This window comes from Nitrosomonas sp. Is79A3, from assembly GCF_000219585.1.
Lineage (GTDB): Bacteria > Pseudomonadota > Gammaproteobacteria > Burkholderiales > Nitrosomonadaceae > Nitrosomonas.
Genome location: NC_015731.1, coordinates 114,205 through 128,503 on the forward strand (window position 1 = coordinate 114,205; position 14,299 = coordinate 128,503).

At 48.3% G+C, this 14,299-nt stretch carries 13 protein-coding genes; 11 read left to right on the top strand and 2 right to left on the bottom strand.

The features are described 5' to 3' along the window. Nucleotides 1–139: 139 nt before the first annotated feature. A complete protein-coding gene (locus NIT79A3_RS00470; RefSeq protein WP_013964305.1) occupies nt 140–1,534 on the bottom strand; it encodes an efflux transporter outer membrane subunit in 1,395 nt (464 codons plus the stop codon). Between the two features lie 293 nt (nt 1,535–1,827). Between NIT79A3_RS00470 and NIT79A3_RS00475 the strand changes: the two genes are divergently transcribed. The 11 genes from NIT79A3_RS00475 to NIT79A3_RS00525 all read left to right on the top strand — a co-directional run bounded on the left by NIT79A3_RS00475 (nt 1,828) and on the right by NIT79A3_RS00525 (nt 13,651). Continuing rightward, complete coding sequence (locus tag NIT79A3_RS00475; RefSeq protein ID WP_013964306.1) at nt 1,828–3,630, top strand: EAL domain-containing protein; 1,803 nt, start codon at nt 1,828–1,830, stop codon at nt 3,628–3,630. A gap of 302 nt (nt 3,631–3,932) precedes the next feature. Beyond that, entirely contained in the window at nt 3,933–5,831 is a 1,899-nt protein-coding gene (gene mnmG, locus NIT79A3_RS00480; RefSeq protein WP_013964307.1) for a tRNA uridine-5-carboxymethylaminomethyl(34) synthesis enzyme MnmG, read from the top strand. After that, a complete protein-coding gene (rsmG, locus tag NIT79A3_RS00485; protein ID WP_013964308.1) occupies nt 5,828–6,466 on the top strand; it encodes a 16S rRNA (guanine(527)-N(7))-methyltransferase RsmG in 639 nt (212 codons plus the stop codon). The genes mnmG and rsmG overlap by 4 nt, the downstream gene beginning before the upstream one ends. A 59-nt stretch (nt 6,467–6,525) precedes the next feature. Next, a complete protein-coding gene (locus NIT79A3_RS00490; RefSeq protein WP_013964309.1) occupies nt 6,526–7,284 on the top strand; it encodes a ParA family protein in 759 nt (252 codons plus the stop codon). Nucleotides 7,285–7,308: 24 nt separating this feature from the next. Further along, entirely contained in the window at nt 7,309–8,148 is an 840-nt protein-coding gene (locus NIT79A3_RS00495; RefSeq protein WP_013964310.1) for a ParB/RepB/Spo0J family partition protein, read from the top strand. A 40-nt stretch (nt 8,149–8,188) separates the two neighbouring features. Next, entirely contained in the window at nt 8,189–8,371 is a 183-nt protein-coding gene (locus NIT79A3_RS00500) for a Trm112 family protein (RefSeq protein WP_013964311.1), read from the top strand. Nucleotides 8,372–8,392: 21 nt separating this feature from the next. Then, entirely contained in the window at nt 8,393–9,361 is a 969-nt protein-coding gene (locus NIT79A3_RS00505; RefSeq protein ID WP_013964312.1) for an ADP-ribosylglycohydrolase family protein, read from the top strand. Between the two features lie 274 nt (nt 9,362–9,635). Continuing rightward, nucleotides 9,636–10,586 (top strand): CoA ester lyase, encoded by a 951-nt coding sequence (locus NIT79A3_RS00510; protein WP_013964313.1) that lies wholly within the window; start codon nt 9,636–9,638, stop codon nt 10,584–10,586. A gap of 240 nt (nt 10,587–10,826) precedes the next feature. Beyond that, nucleotides 10,827–12,008, top strand: coding sequence for a malate--CoA ligase subunit beta (locus tag NIT79A3_RS00515; RefSeq protein ID WP_013964314.1), 1,182 nt, complete (start codon nt 10,827–10,829; stop codon nt 12,006–12,008). A gap of 9 nt (nt 12,009–12,017) precedes the next feature. Continuing rightward, nucleotides 12,018–12,905, top strand: a complete 888-nt coding sequence (sucD, locus tag NIT79A3_RS00520; protein WP_013964315.1) for a succinate--CoA ligase subunit alpha — start codon at nt 12,018–12,020, stop codon at nt 12,903–12,905. A gap of 128 nt (nt 12,906–13,033) precedes the next feature. Then, nucleotides 13,034–13,651, top strand: coding sequence for a YqhA family protein (locus NIT79A3_RS00525; RefSeq protein WP_198009376.1), 618 nt, complete (start codon nt 13,034–13,036; stop codon nt 13,649–13,651). A gap of 17 nt (nt 13,652–13,668) precedes the next feature. Here the strand turns inward: NIT79A3_RS00525 and NIT79A3_RS00530 are convergent, their stop codons facing one another. Next, nucleotides 13,669–14,151, bottom strand: coding sequence for a nicotinamide-nucleotide amidohydrolase family protein (locus tag NIT79A3_RS00530; protein ID WP_348225673.1), 483 nt, complete (start codon nt 14,149–14,151; stop codon nt 13,669–13,671). Between the last annotated feature and the right edge of the window lie 148 nt (nt 14,152–14,299).

Here is a 14,299-nt window from a genome sequence, read left to right on the forward strand (position 1 = left end):
CTTGGGTATTCTTATTAAAAGGCGGATAGATCCAAACGAAATTAATGTGATAAGCGTAACGCGTGATAAGTTCCAACCGCGTATCCTGTCCTGATTCAATTTGTGCAAGCGATTTCCAGCGTTGGTACAACATCGCTCTTTACAACATCCAGCCGCCGCCGAGAGCTTTATAGAGTTGCACGATCGATACCAGATGCAAACGGTGTGTCGCCATCAGCGCAAATTCGGCATCGAACAAATTGCGCTTGGCCAGCAATACATCGACATAGCTTGTGATACCGCCCTGGTAACGCAAATCCGCTACCTGCAAAGCGGAGCGCAGAGCTTCGACCTGCATTTGTTGCGCTTTGCGTTGATCATTGGCGGTGCGTACCGCCACCAGCGCATCTTCAACTTCCTTGAATGCTACCAGAATGGTTTGCTCGTATTGCGCCAAGGCTTGCCGTGCCTGCGCTTCCGCCGCACGTTGTTCGAAACCCAGGCTTTGCGCGTTCAGCAACGGCCCGGCCAAACCGAATCCTCCAGCACCGAATTCACTACCGGAAAGCAGCAGGTTGGACAGAGCCGGACTGGCGACACCAAGGAAACCGGTGATTGAAAACTTGGGAAACCGCGCCGCTTTAGTCACCCCGATTTTTGCAGTAGCTGCCGCTAGTGTTTGTTCGGAACGAAGAATATCGGGCCGCCGCTGTAATAGTTCGGAAGGTAAACCCGCAGGTACTTCCGGGGGCATCAATTGCTCGGTTAGCACATGCCCCCGGTCAATCGGTGCCGGATTTTTCCCCAGCAGTACGTTGAGTTCGTTCTCCTTTTGCCGCATTTGCCGTTCCAGCTCGGCAACCCGGGCCGCGGCATTGGCGCGCTCGGACTCGAATTGATCAAGATCGAGGCGGGAAGTGACGCCGCCCTGCAACTGCGCCTGCGCAATGGCAACCGATTCTTCCCACGAAATCATGGCACGATGCGCGATATCCTGCTGCATGTCCAATTGCAACAAATCAAAATAGGACTGTGCCACCGCGCTGACCAGCGTCAGTATGACGGCATGCCGATTTTCCTCACGTGCCAGCAAATCGGCCCGTGCCGCTTCGTTGGAGCGGCGGATTCTACCCCAGATGTCCAACTCCCAATTCAAAGTTGTCTGGCCGTAGTAATTGAATGGTGTGGCAAACCCAGGACGCAGAAAACCGCCGAGCGTGCCGAAAGCCGGTGCATTGGCATCAATGTTCATATTGGGAATAAACCCCATGCGTGCGGTGTACAAGCGCGCCTCAAACTCCTCTACGCTAGCCACGGCTTGTTTGAGATCTTTGTTTTTCTGCAACGCCTGCCGGATCAAGTGCTGCAACGTTTCATCGCGCAACAGCTCCCACCAGCGCAAATTGGCAACCGATTCACCCTCCATCGCCTCCATGCGAAACTTCCCGGCGACATCAACCTGCGGGCGAATATAGTCCGGGCCCATTGCGCAAGCCGTTAGCAGCAAACCGGGAAGCACTAATAGTATTCGAAGCCAGTGGCGGTAACGTTTCATTTGAGTAAGGGAAATAGAAGTGTTTTCCTTATTGAACAGGAATAGAGTGAGAATTCCATATATCTCGTATTGATGTCAAACACGCCGGCAAAATGCGATGAAAGCCCTCATGATGTTTGAATTGAGAAGTGATTATATTGCAGATTAAGCCGATCGGCGCCTAACCACCAGTCACACCAAATTCTTGGGTTTACAATCAGCTATAAGGTATTCTGCGAAGTGCCGATAAGTATACCAAGCTAACATTAATTGTTGTACTCTAAACTAGAATATGTTTAATAAGAAAGTTTGTCATGCAAAAAGATTTTTCCAATGAATTAGTTCGGTTAAAAAAACTCTACGAGTTGAGCATGACTATCTCGGGCGATCCGGTTGAAGTGTTCAGGCATATTGCAAAAATCATTGGTGAACTCTTCGAACTAAAAATTGTATGCCTTTCAAAAATAAACGGTGATAGGCTCGATTTTCTGGCGATTTACCATGAGGGGCAGATTTTCACTGATGCTGGTTCGTGCGAACTTGCTGTTACACCGTGTGCAACAGTGGAAATAGCCCAAGATGTGAGGATATATGATCATGTTAAGGAGCGGTTTCCCGATGCGCTATTCCTTCAACAACACAATGCCCATTCTTATTGCGGTTTTCCTTGCTTGGGAAATGATGGAAAAGTCAAAGCGGTAACGTGTCTCCTTGACGATAAATCCCGTGAGTACACCGAAGAGGATATAGAAATACTTAGAATATTTGGTCAGCGCATTGGTATGGAGATTGAGCGCCAAGAGCATATTCAATCCGTTAAAGCATCTCAGCAACGGATTGAATTCCTGGCGCACCATGATATTCTGACTGAATTACCTAATCGCATTCTACTGATTGAGCGTTTTAACTTAGCGGTTGCACCGGTTCAACGGGAAGAGATCGCGGTCAGTTTGATATCCCTTGATCTGGATCACTTCAAGGTAATCAACGATTCTTTTGGTTACCACGCGGGTGATTTCCTGCTCAAAGAAGTTGCTGTCCGGCTTAAAACCTGTGTCCGCGATACGGATACAATCAGCCGCCAGGGTGGTGATCAATTTATTATTCTCTTGTCAGACATTCACGAAGCGAATGATGTGGCCATTGTTGCTCAAAAGATTCTGGAAATATTTAAGGATCCATTTTTGATGGATGGCGATAGTATCAAGATATCTGCAAGCTTAGGCATTGTACTATTTCCAAAAGACGGCAATGATCTTAGCCAGCTTCTGCACTATGCAGATACTGCGATGTATCATGCAAAAGATTCTGGCGGGAATGGTTACCAATTTTTTAACGAAGAGATGGCAGCCAGCTCTAAAGAACGATTACATATACTGAATCACATTCGCCAGGCCCTTGAATTCAATCAATTCAAACTTCATTACCAATCACAAATTGATACGATAACCAGGAAAATCATAGCTTGCGAGGCTCTGATACGCTGGGAAACACCGGATCGCTTTATTCCTCCTGGAAAATTTATTCCAGTTGCTGAGAATTCCGGGATCATCCTTGATATCGATGCATGGGTTGTTGACGCAGCTTGCCGTCAAGCTAAAATCTGGCAAGATGCGGGGATGCCCTTAGTGGTCGCTGTCAATATATCCGCATCGCAATTTAAACGAGGAAATATTATTGATCTTGTCTCAACAGCGCTTGATCGGCATCAATTAGATCCCGGTTTATTAGAAATTGAACTAACTGAGTCGATACTCATTCACGATACCGAGATCATACGGCAAGTACTTTTTCAACTAAAACAACTGGGTATAAAGCTTTCTATCGATGATTTCGGTACTGGCTATTCTAATTTATCCTATCTGCGCATGCTGCATTTAGATAAGATCAAAATTGATCAATCCTTCATCAAGCATATGGCTATCAACGAAAATGACAAAGTTATTGTGCGTTCGACTATTGATCTGGCGCATAACCTTGGTCTTAAAGTTATTGCGGAGGGTGTAGAAACAGCCAGTGCAGTTGAGTTGCTAGAAGAATTTGATTGCGATCAATTGCAGGGTTATCACTTTGGAAAACCAATGCCGCCAGAATTGTTTGTGAGCTGTATCAAGTAGTTGAAGTTTAAATTCTTCACCCTTCATTGGATTTGCAAGCACAGAGCTGTCTTTGCTTACTTCTTGCTTCCCAGTTCAGATGATTTGCCTCTGGTTGTTGCTGGCGACTGATCAAAAAGATTTCTGAAATGACAAAACATAAACTTGCGTTCATCAATCAGCTACACCTATAATCGCACTCTGGAAATCACACCTTTTCAGCGAATGCAGCAAAAAGGTTTCACGTGAAACATCTCTGATAAAACCCTCTCGCATTACCTAGAAATTTAGTAACGCTTACAATATCGCAGGCTTTTTGTACTATGAGCAATCACACAGATTTTGAGATTATCGTTGTTGGTGGCGGCCATGCCGGAACTGAAGCGGCATTGGCGGCTGCGCGCATGGGGCACAAAACATTGTTGCTGACGCACAATATCGAAACGATTGGTCAGATGTCGTGTAATCCGTCGATTGGCGGCATCGGCAAGAGTCATTTGGTCAAGGAAATCGATGCTTTGGGCGGCGCAATGAGTTTGGCGGCGGATGAAGCCGGGATTCAGTTCCGGGTGTTGAATTCGAGCAAAGGCCCGGCGGTCAGAGCGACGCGCGCGCAGGCTGATCGGGCATTGTATCGTCAGGCTATCCGGGGCCGCATCGAGAATCAGCCGAATCTGCGGGTGATGCAGCAGGCGGTGGATGATCTGATTCTTGAACAGGATCGCGTGATCGGTGTCGTTACGCAGCTTCAAATTAAGATTTATGCGCGCGCAGTGATATTGACGGTCGGTACATTCCTGGGAGGATTGGCGCATATCGGTAAAACCCATTTTAAGGCGGGACGGGCGGGTGATCCGCCGTCGCTGTCGCTGGCACAACGATTGCGCGAAATGGAATTTCCCGCGGGACGGTTGAAAACCGGTACGCCGCCGCGCATCGACGGCCGCACCTTGGATTATGCCAAGCTGCTGGAGCAGCCAGGCGATCAGCCGGTGCCGTCGTTTTCGCTGATCGATACCGGCATTCGGCATCCGCGCCAGATTTCGTGCTGGATCACCCATACCAATGCGCTGACGCACGGCATCATCCGCGACGGTTTGGTCGATTCGCCGTTGTTTACCGGAAAAATCGAAGGCGTCGGCCCGCGCTACTGTCCGTCTATTGAGGATAAAGTGGTGCGTTTTTCCGCGCGCGAGTCGCATCAGATTTTTCTCGAACCGGAAGGCTTGGGCACACACGAAATTTATCCGAATGGCATTTCAACCAGCCTGTCGTTTGAAGTACAGGTGAAATTGATCCATTCCATCGCCGGATTGGAAAATGCGCATATAACACGGCCTGGTTATGCCATCGAATACGATTACTTCGATCCGCGCAATTTAAAGCGCTCGCTTGAAACCAAAACCATCGGAAATCTGTTTTTTGCCGGGCAAATCAACGGCACAACCGGCTATGAAGAAGCTGCCGCGCAAGGTTTATTGGCCGGCATTAATGCCGCACTGAAAATTCAGGAAAAAGAATCGTGGCTGCCGCAACGCAACGAAGCCTATTTGGGTGTTCTGGTTGATGATTTGATCACTTCCGGAGTGACCGAGCCTTACCGGATGTTTACCAGCCGCGCGGAATATCGCTTGCAACTGCGCGAAGACAACGCCGATCTGCGCTTGACTGAAATGGGCAGAAAGCTTGGTTTGATCGATGATCAGCGCTGGGCTGCCTTTACTGATAAGCAGGAAGCGATTGAGAAAGAGCAGCAAAGGCTTAATTCAGTACGCTTGCTGCCCGGCACATTGCCGGAAGACGAGGCCATGCGCGTTCTCGGAAAAGGGATAGAGCGGGAATATACGTTAATGGAGCTGTTAAAACGACCTGATGTGACCTATGCTGCGTTGATGACGCTACCCGGTGCGGGCGAACCGGTAAACAATGTGCAAGTGGCTGAGCAAGTTGAAATACAGACTAAGTATCACGGTTATATCCAGCGGCAGCAGGAAGAAGTGTCGCGTCAGGCGCAATATGAAAATACTTTACTGCCAAAAGATATCGACTATAAGGTAGTTAAAGGACTTTCCAATGAAGTGCAACAAAAACTGAATCAGCATAAACCGGAAACCATTGGACAGGCTTCGCGGATTTCCGGCGTGACACCGGCTGCGATCTCTTTATTATTGGTGCATTTAAAGCGCGGATTCGGGATTGTTGAGAAGAAGCAAAGTGCATGAGTTTGTTGCAGCAGATTACACTAGGGCTACAGGCGCTCAATTATGATTTTGCAGTGCAGGAAAAGCCGCTGCCCGGACTCATCGAGCGCTATTTATTGCTGATCGAGAAATGGAACAAAATACATAATTTAACCGCTATCCGGAATCTGCAAGACATGCTTTATCAGCATGTCTTGGATAGCCTGGCCGTGCTGCCGCATATCAACGGTCCGCAGATTGTCGATGTCGGCAGCGGCGCCGGTCTGCCGGGTATCCCGATTGCACTGGCAAGACCGGATTGGCAGGTATTGCTGGTTGAAAGCAATCAAAAGAAAGCGTCTTTTTTGAAGCAGGTTAAGATTGAATTGGCACTGCAGAATGTTGCAGTTATCGGGCAACGCATCGAAGATATTCATTCGGATAAAAAAGTGAATACCATTATTACGCGTGCATTTTCCGAGTTGGGTGAATTTGTTAATTTAACCCGGCAATTGGCTGCGGAAAATGATGCAAATTGCCGCTGGGTCGCGATGAAGGCAAATTGTTCCAATAGTGAACTGAAGCAAATTCAAGCCCCTTTCTGCATTGAAAAAAGCATATCGCTGGCCGTGCCTGGGCTGGATGCAGCCAGGCAGCTGATTATCATAAAAAAATAACTCCGGATTAAAATACTTTGCGGCTTTGATTCAACCTAATGAATGCAGGAGCTAAACCCGTGACGAAAATTCTCGCCATTACCAATCAAAAAGGCGGCGTTGGAAAAACCACGACCAGCGTGAATCTGGCTGCAAGTCTGGCCGCGTCGGGAAAACGTATTTTATTGGTCGATCTCGATCCGCAAGCCAATGCCACAATGGGCAGCGGCACCAACAAACAAACGGTAAAAACCACGATTTATCATGTTTTGCTTGGCGATGCGGCGGTACAAGCGGCGCGTATTACCGGCACGCAAGGCAAATATGACTTGATTCCAGCCAACCGCGACTTGGCGGGCGCAGAAGTTGAAATGGTGGATTTGCCCCAGCGGGAAGCGCGCCTGAAAACGGCACTCGAAGCTATCGAATTCGACTATGATTACATTCTGATCGATTGCCCGCCCGCTTTAAACTTGCTGACACTCAATGGCTTATGCGCGGCGCACGCAGTGATGATCCCGATGCAGTGCGAATATTACGCGCTGGAAGGACTCAGTGATCTGGTCAATACGATTAAGCGCGTGCGTAATAATTTTAACCCCACGTTGCGGATTGAAGGTCTGCTGCGAACCATGTTTGATCCACGCAACATATTGGCGCAGCAGGTTTCCGACCAATTGCAAAAACACTTTGGTGATAAAGTCTACCGCACCGTGATTCCGCGCAATATCCGCCTGGCCGAAGCGCCCGGTTTTGGTTTGCCCGTTTTGTATCACGATGGGCAATCAAAAGGCGCGTTGGCTTATCTTGAGCTCGCGAAAGAAATACTTGACGCATGACCGCAAAAATAAGGAATCGGTAAAATGACAAAACAAAAAGGACTGGGAAGAGGTTTGGATGCCTTATTGTCGGGCAATGGGAATGCCGATTTTGCGGAAGAATCGCTACAAAGCCTTGAAATAACCAAGCTTCAACCCGGAAAATACCAACCCAGAACCAATATGGATCAGGTGGCTTTGGCAGAGCTAGCCGAGTCGATCAAAGCGCAAGGTGTCATGCAGCCGATTCTGGTGCGGCCCATCAGTGCGGACCGCTTTGAGATCATCGCGGGCGAACGCAGATGGCGTGCAGCCCAATTAGCGGGATTGACCGAAGTGCCGGCGCTGATACGAAAAGTAGCCGATGAATCGGCGCTCGCCATGTCGTTGATTGAAAACATCCAGCGTGAGAATCTGAATCCATTGGAAGAAGCCATGGGCATTCAGCGTCTGATTAATGAATTTGGTATGACGCATCAAACGGCAGGTGAAGCGCTAGGCAATTCACGCAGCACGATTTCCAACCTGTTGCGTTTGCTCAATTTGTCTGCACCGGTACAGGAATTGATGATGCAGGGTAAAATTGATATGGGACATGGGCGTGCGCTGTTGTCATTAGCGTCTGTGCAACAAATTAAAATTGCCAATGTGATCGTGCAAAAACAGCTTTCAGTGCGCGAAACGGAGAAAATCGTCAATCAGATTGAACACCCTGCACTTAAAAAGGTAAAAAAACCCGATAGAGATCTGTTGCGATTACAGGAAGATGTTTCCGAGCGTCTTGGTGCGCAGGTGGCGATCAAGCCGAAGAGGAATGGCCAAGGCAATATTGTCATTCACTATACCAGTTTGGACCAATTGGATGATATTCTCAGTAAGTTATAAAATAATCCATCAACGTTAATGAGTGTAAACAAGGAAAATTATGGATGCAAGATTGCTGGATATTTTGGTATGTCCCCTCTGTAAAGGGCCGCTGATTTACAAAAAAGAAGACAAGGAACTGATCTGCAAGCCTGACCGGCTCGCATTTGCGATCAAAGACGGTATTCCAATCATGCTGGCAGAGGAAGCGCGCAGGATACCGGACGAAGTTGAAATTAAATAAATCCCAATTTTATACAATACGATGAATTCAAGTATTCGGCTTGAGCCCCGTGTGGCGGCTATTTTGGGTGCATTGATTGCAGATTCCGCGGCATTGGGTCTGCATTGGCTTTATGATCCCGAGCGCATTGCACAGATCGAAAAAATTAAAGGGCTGGTTTTTTTGGAACCCGATGCAAACGATTACGCAGATACCAGCGGATACTTTGCGCATGGCAATAAATCAGCGGGCGATTCATCCGGATATGGTGAGATATGCCTGCTGATGTTGCGGCATTTTGCACAGCATGGCCAATTTGATCGCGTTGCATACCAGACGGAATACCGCAGTCATTTTGGTCCGGGCGGCGCTTATATCGGTTATGTCGATTCGCCCACACGCCAAACCCTGCAAACATTATTACCACTCAAACCCGAAGAATTTCCGGAAAACTCCGGCGCCGATGATGATCAGTTTGCCGCGCTGGCAGCGATACCGGCCGTAGTAGCCGCGCATACCGGGCCGCAAGCAGCATTGAAAGCTAAAGTAGATCAGATCGTACGTCTGACCAATCATAACGGCACGGCTGTTGCAGCAGCGCAGTATGCGGGCTACGTTTTGCTGGAAGTATTGAACGGACAATCCATCACTCAAGCGCTCACGAATGCACTGCCGTACGCAGGAGAGAAGCTGACGCCCCTGCTTGAAGAAGTTATGCAAATCCCCAGGCTCGATAGTACAAGAGTGACTAAACGCTTTGGCTCAGCCTGTCACGTATTGGAAGGATTGCCGGTACTTGCGCATATTGCTCAACATGCGCCCGATTACCGCACGGCCATTGAAGAAAATATCCGCATCGGCGGCGACAGTTGCGGCCGTGCCATCATGCTCGGAGCCATCATGGCGGCTTATACAGCGCAGCACAGTGAACAGCATTCCGCTATTCCGCTTGAGTGGGCTGCCCGCTATCTAAAGTTACCTATCGCTACGAATGCTTGCGCACAACTCTGACTGTCAGTAGATAAATTCCCTGAGAATGGATATAATTTACTGAATAATTAGTCAGTCTTTAAAATACGAAGCAAAAAAACAATCATTCTAACTAACCGCTCACTTCATCAAGATTACCTGCGTTGCAAAATCACGAACTAAAGAATGCCTTAATTCCATGCCTGCTACAGAAGCAGATCGGGTGAGATGGCACTAAAAAAACAAATAGCGCATCCGGCATGTTCGTCTATTGGCCTTTTCATTACTATAAATATTTATTAATTCTGGAGGAAAAATGAGTCACACGCTATACGAAACCACTATTCAGCGGGTACAACGCTGCGAATTAGCAGTTCCAGGTTCCAGCCCGGGGATGTTTGAGAAAGCACTCATTAGCGGCGTAGACTTTGTTTTCCTCGATCTGGAAGATGCCGTAGCGCCCGATGACAAAGTACAAGCACGCAAGAATGTCATCCAGGCGCTCAACGATCTGGATTGGAAAGGTCATGGCATCACGGTTTCAGTACGTATCAACGGTCTGGATACCCAGTATATGGTGCGCGATGTCGTTGATCTGGTGGAACAGGCCGGGCATAAGATCGATACACTGCTAATCCCGAAAGCCGGAGTGTATGCAGATATTTATATGGTTCAAGCGATGATAACCCAGCTTGAAATGCAGCAAGGCCTGAAAAACAGAATCGGCCTGGAAGCACTGATTGAAACAGCACTGGGTATGGCGAATGTGGAAGACATTGCACGCAATGGCGCAGCAGGACGGCTGGAAGCATTGCACTTTGGTGTTGCCGATTATGCCGCCAGTAACCGTGCCAGAACCACCAACATCGGCGGTCTGAATCCGGATTATCCAGGCGATCAGTGGCATTTTGCCATCAGCCGCATGATCGTGGCGTGCCGTGCCTATGGCTTACGTCCTATCGATGGTCCTTTTGGCGATATCAAGGATCCGGATGGTTATGTATTGGCCGCTAAACGTGCGGCGGCATTGGGCTGTGAAGGAAAATGGGCGATTCATCCCACGCAAATCGAATTGGCGAATGACGTATTTACGCCACCAGCCCGCGAAATTGAAAAAGCAAAACGTATTCTGGCCGCGCTCAAAGAGGCTGCTGCGCAAGGTAAAGGCGCTGCTGCGCTGGATGGCCGCTTAATCGACGCGGCTTCTGAAAGAATGGCCAATAATGTGGTGAAAGTCGCTGAAGCGATTGCAGCAAAAAACGGATAAGGCCGCACTGAGCGGCCTTAATCTTTATGGCCCGGTGTATTGCGGAAAAATAAAGGGCACTTCTAAAAATTCAAAGTTCTAAACAAAACGAGGCGCGAGCAAAAAATGGTGACGCAGCATATAACTGATATGTAAGGAAACATTTTTTGTGAGCAACAAAGTGTTGTGACGAAATTTGGATTTTTAGAGGTGCCCTAAAATTATCGAATTGAATTTAATGCGATTATTGAGGAAATTGAAGTGAATATTCACGAATATCAAGCAAAAGAAATTTTGGCTGAATACGGCGTCAAAATTGCTGAAGGCGGTTTAGCCTATAGTGCAGTGGAAGCCGTACAACGTGCCAGAGAAATTGATGGCGACGTTTGGGTTGTCAAAGCACAGATTCATTCCGGGGCGCGCGGTAAAGCGGGCGGAATCAAGGTTTGCAGAACACATGCTGAGGTGGAGCAAGCAGCCGAAGCATTGCTGGGAAAGAATCTGGTTACGCATCAAACCGGACCTGCCGGAAAAATCTGTTCCAGGCTATATATTGAAGCAGGAACCAGTATCGCCAAGGAAATGTATTTGTCATTCATGATTGACCGCAGCAGCGAGCGCGTCATCATGGTCGGTTCAGCGCAAGGCGGCATGGAAATTGAGAAACTGGCTGAAACCAATCCGGAAGCGATTATCAAGATTTATATCGAACCGGCAGTCGGATTGCAGGATTTCCAGGCGAGAAAAATGGCTTTTGCCTTGAATATCGACAGTGCGCAACTGAATCACGCGGTTAAAACGATCAAAGGCTGCTACCGTGCCTTGCGCGATCTGGATGCCAACGTGCTGGAAATCAATCCATTGGTGTTAACCACCAACAACGAAATCGTTGCACTCGATGCCAAAATGGCTTTTGACGAGAACGCATTGTTCCGCCGCCACAAGATTGCAGAGTTGCGTGACAACACGCAAGTAGACAATCGTGAAGTCGCTGCCGCGGAAGCAGGCTTGAGCTATGTCGGTCTGGACGGGGATATCGGCTGTATGATTAATGGCGCAGGGCTGGCGATGGCGACCATGGATATGATTAAACTGGCTGGCGGCGAGCCTGCCAACTTTCTCGACGTCGGCGGCGGTGCGTCGGCTGAGCGTACAGAAAAAGCTTTTCGTTTGGTGTTGGCAGATGCCGGCGTTAAAGCGATGCTGGTGAATATTTTTGCCGGTATCAACCGCTGTGATTGGATCGCAGAAGGGGTTGTACATGCGGTCAAAAACATCGATATGAAAATACCGCTGGTGGTTCGTCTGTCGGGAACCAATGTAGAAGAAGGCCGTCGCATTATTGCGGATAGCGGCTTGCCGATTATCACAGCCGATACGTTAGCGGATGCAGCGGAGAAAGTCGTACGCGCACGTAACGAAGTCGTCGCAAAAAAAGCCTAGGAGTATAAAATGGCGATTTTAATCAACGAAAATACACGAATTATTGTTCAAGGTTTTACCGGAAAAATCGGCACCTTCCATGCACAGGAAATGATTGACTATGGTTCCAAAGTGGTCGGTGGCGTTACTCCTGGTAAAGGTGGACAAACTCATCTGGGATTGCCGGTATTCAATACGGTCAAAGAAGCAGTCGATCAAGTCGGTGCAGAAGCCAGCATTGTTTTTGTGCCGCCCGCATTTGCTGCAGATTCCATCATGGAAGCTGCCGATGCCGGTATCAAATATTGCGTATCCATCACCGATGGCATCCCGACGCAAGACATGATGACGGTGAAGAATTTCCTGCGCCGCTTCCCCAAGGAAGAACGCATGCTGCTGGCAGGCCCCAATTGCGCGGGCACAATCAGCCCAGGCCGTGCCATGCTGGGAATTATGCCCGGACATATTTATATACGCGGAAATGTCGGTGTTGTGGGCCGCTCTGGCACATTGGGGTATGAAGCCGCCGATCAAATGCGCTTGCTGGGAATCGGAATTTCAACCTCTGTAGGCATTGGCGGCGATCCGATCACCGGCAGCTCGCATCGTGACATTCTGGAAAGATTAGAACAGGACCCTGAAACCAAGGTGGCGCTGATGATCGGTGAAATAGGCGGTCCGCAAGAGGTGGAAGCCGGCAGATTCGCCAAAGAAAACATGACCAAGCCGCTGGTAGCTTATATCGCCGGTCTGACTGCGCCGGAAGGACGGCGCATGGGACATGCAGGCGCTATTATTTCTTCCGCGGGTGAGAGTGCGGCTGAAAAGGTCGCGATTCTGAAAGAACTCGGCGTCACCATTTGCCCGACACCATCCTTGATGGGACAAACCATTGCGGAAGTTTTAGCAAAAATGTAATCAAAGAAGCGTATTATCGAGCAAAGATTAAAGGGTATCTTGCGATACCCTTTATTTTTTCAGGCACGCACAATAAGATAAATGTTTTTCAAGAAATTTGATTGGATTTTGATACGTAGATGAATGATATGGAAACTAAAGATAGTTCAGGAAATATTCCTTTAAGACGAATTCACCCAATCGCACATTTTCTTTTTCTCACTCGCTGGTTACAGTTGCCTTTGTACCTGGGATTGGTTTTAGCGCAATGTGTGTATGTGTTTCATTTCTGGGTTGAATTATCTGATTTGATTGGCGCCGTGCTGGGTAATCAAAATGCATTACAGCATATTCTCGATACGGTCACGATAAAAGGCGCAGAAAGGCCCACCAAGTTAACTGAAACGGCCATTATGCTGGTTGTTCTCGGATTGATCGATGTAGTGATGATCTCCAATCTGCTGATCATGGTCATTATTGGCGGTTATGAAACCTTTGTCTCGCGCATGAATCTGGAAGGACACCCCGATCAACCGGAATGGTTGTCGCATGTAAATGCTTCTGTTTTGAAGGTTAAACTGGCAACCGCCATTATCGGGATTTCGTCGATACACCTGCTGAAAACCTTTATCAACGCCAGTGCGTACGATGAAAAGACATTGCTTGCACAAACGGGCATACACATGGCTTTTTTACTTTCGGCCATTGCCATCGCCTACTGTGATCGCATTATTACGCAAACCAGTCAACAATCGACGGAACACTGATAACAACAATCTGCTGATCAGGCTACAGCCGTTACATCATGCAATAACTGCAGTATTCCCTGCAAAGCTGTAGCCACTGCCAAACGCCGTATGGCTTCGCGATTTCCTGTAAAAAACCGGGTTTCTTGTTGCACTGAACCCTCTTTGATTGCACAGGCAAAACAAACCATCCCCACGGGCTTTGTTGCAGTACCGCCTTCGGGGCCGGCAATCCCGGTGATCGATACGCTAATCTGCGCACGGCTTTTGTTCAGCGCTCCGAGGGCCATTTCCTGTGCTGTTTGCGCGGATACGGCGCCATATTGATCCAATGTCGCTTGCTGAACGCCCAGCATTTCACATTTGGAAGCGTTGCTATACGTGATAAACCCCCGCTCATACCAGGCTGAGCTGCCTGCCACGGCAGTGACGGCTTGGCCTAACCAGCCGCCGGTACAAGATTCGGCGGTTACCAGCAGCAATCCGCACTGAGCAAGGCGTTCCCCAACTTTAACTGCCAAATCGTAAGATTCTTGATTTATATCAGAAATTTTTTGACTCCATTTCAATATTATGGTCCAAGGCAAAGCATTCAATTAGAGAGAAACTAAATATCACTTTAACCTGTCATCGTGCTAATCTTTGAAAATAGGGTGCTTGAATCATTAT

Bases quoted from the DNA above. Each gene is read 5' to 3' on its own strand.
- NIT79A3_RS00470 (WP_013964305.1), bottom strand. From the start codon at position 1,534: ATGAAACGTTACCGCCACTGGCTTCGAATACTATTAGTGCTTCCCGGT.
- NIT79A3_RS00475 (WP_013964306.1), top strand. From the start codon at position 1,828: ATGCAAAAAGATTTTTCCAATGAATTAGTTCGGTTAAAAAAACTCTAC.
- mnmG (WP_013964307.1), top strand. From the start codon at position 3,933: ATGAGCAATCACACAGATTTTGAGATTATCGTTGTTGGTGGCGGCCAT.
- rsmG (WP_013964308.1), top strand. From the start codon at position 5,828: ATGAGTTTGTTGCAGCAGATTACACTAGGGCTACAGGCGCTCAATTAT.
- NIT79A3_RS00495 (WP_013964310.1), top strand. From the start codon at position 7,309: ATGACAAAACAAAAAGGACTGGGAAGAGGTTTGGATGCCTTATTGTCG.
- NIT79A3_RS00500 (WP_013964311.1), top strand. From the start codon at position 8,189: ATGGATGCAAGATTGCTGGATATTTTGGTATGTCCCCTCTGTAAAGGG.
- NIT79A3_RS00505 (WP_013964312.1), top strand. From the start codon at position 8,393: ATGAATTCAAGTATTCGGCTTGAGCCCCGTGTGGCGGCTATTTTGGGT.
- NIT79A3_RS00510 (WP_013964313.1), top strand. From the start codon at position 9,636: ATGAGTCACACGCTATACGAAACCACTATTCAGCGGGTACAACGCTGC.
- sucD (WP_013964315.1), top strand. From the start codon at position 12,018: ATGGCGATTTTAATCAACGAAAATACACGAATTATTGTTCAAGGTTTT.
- NIT79A3_RS00525 (WP_198009376.1), top strand. From the start codon at position 13,034: ATGGAAACTAAAGATAGTTCAGGAAATATTCCTTTAAGACGAATTCAC.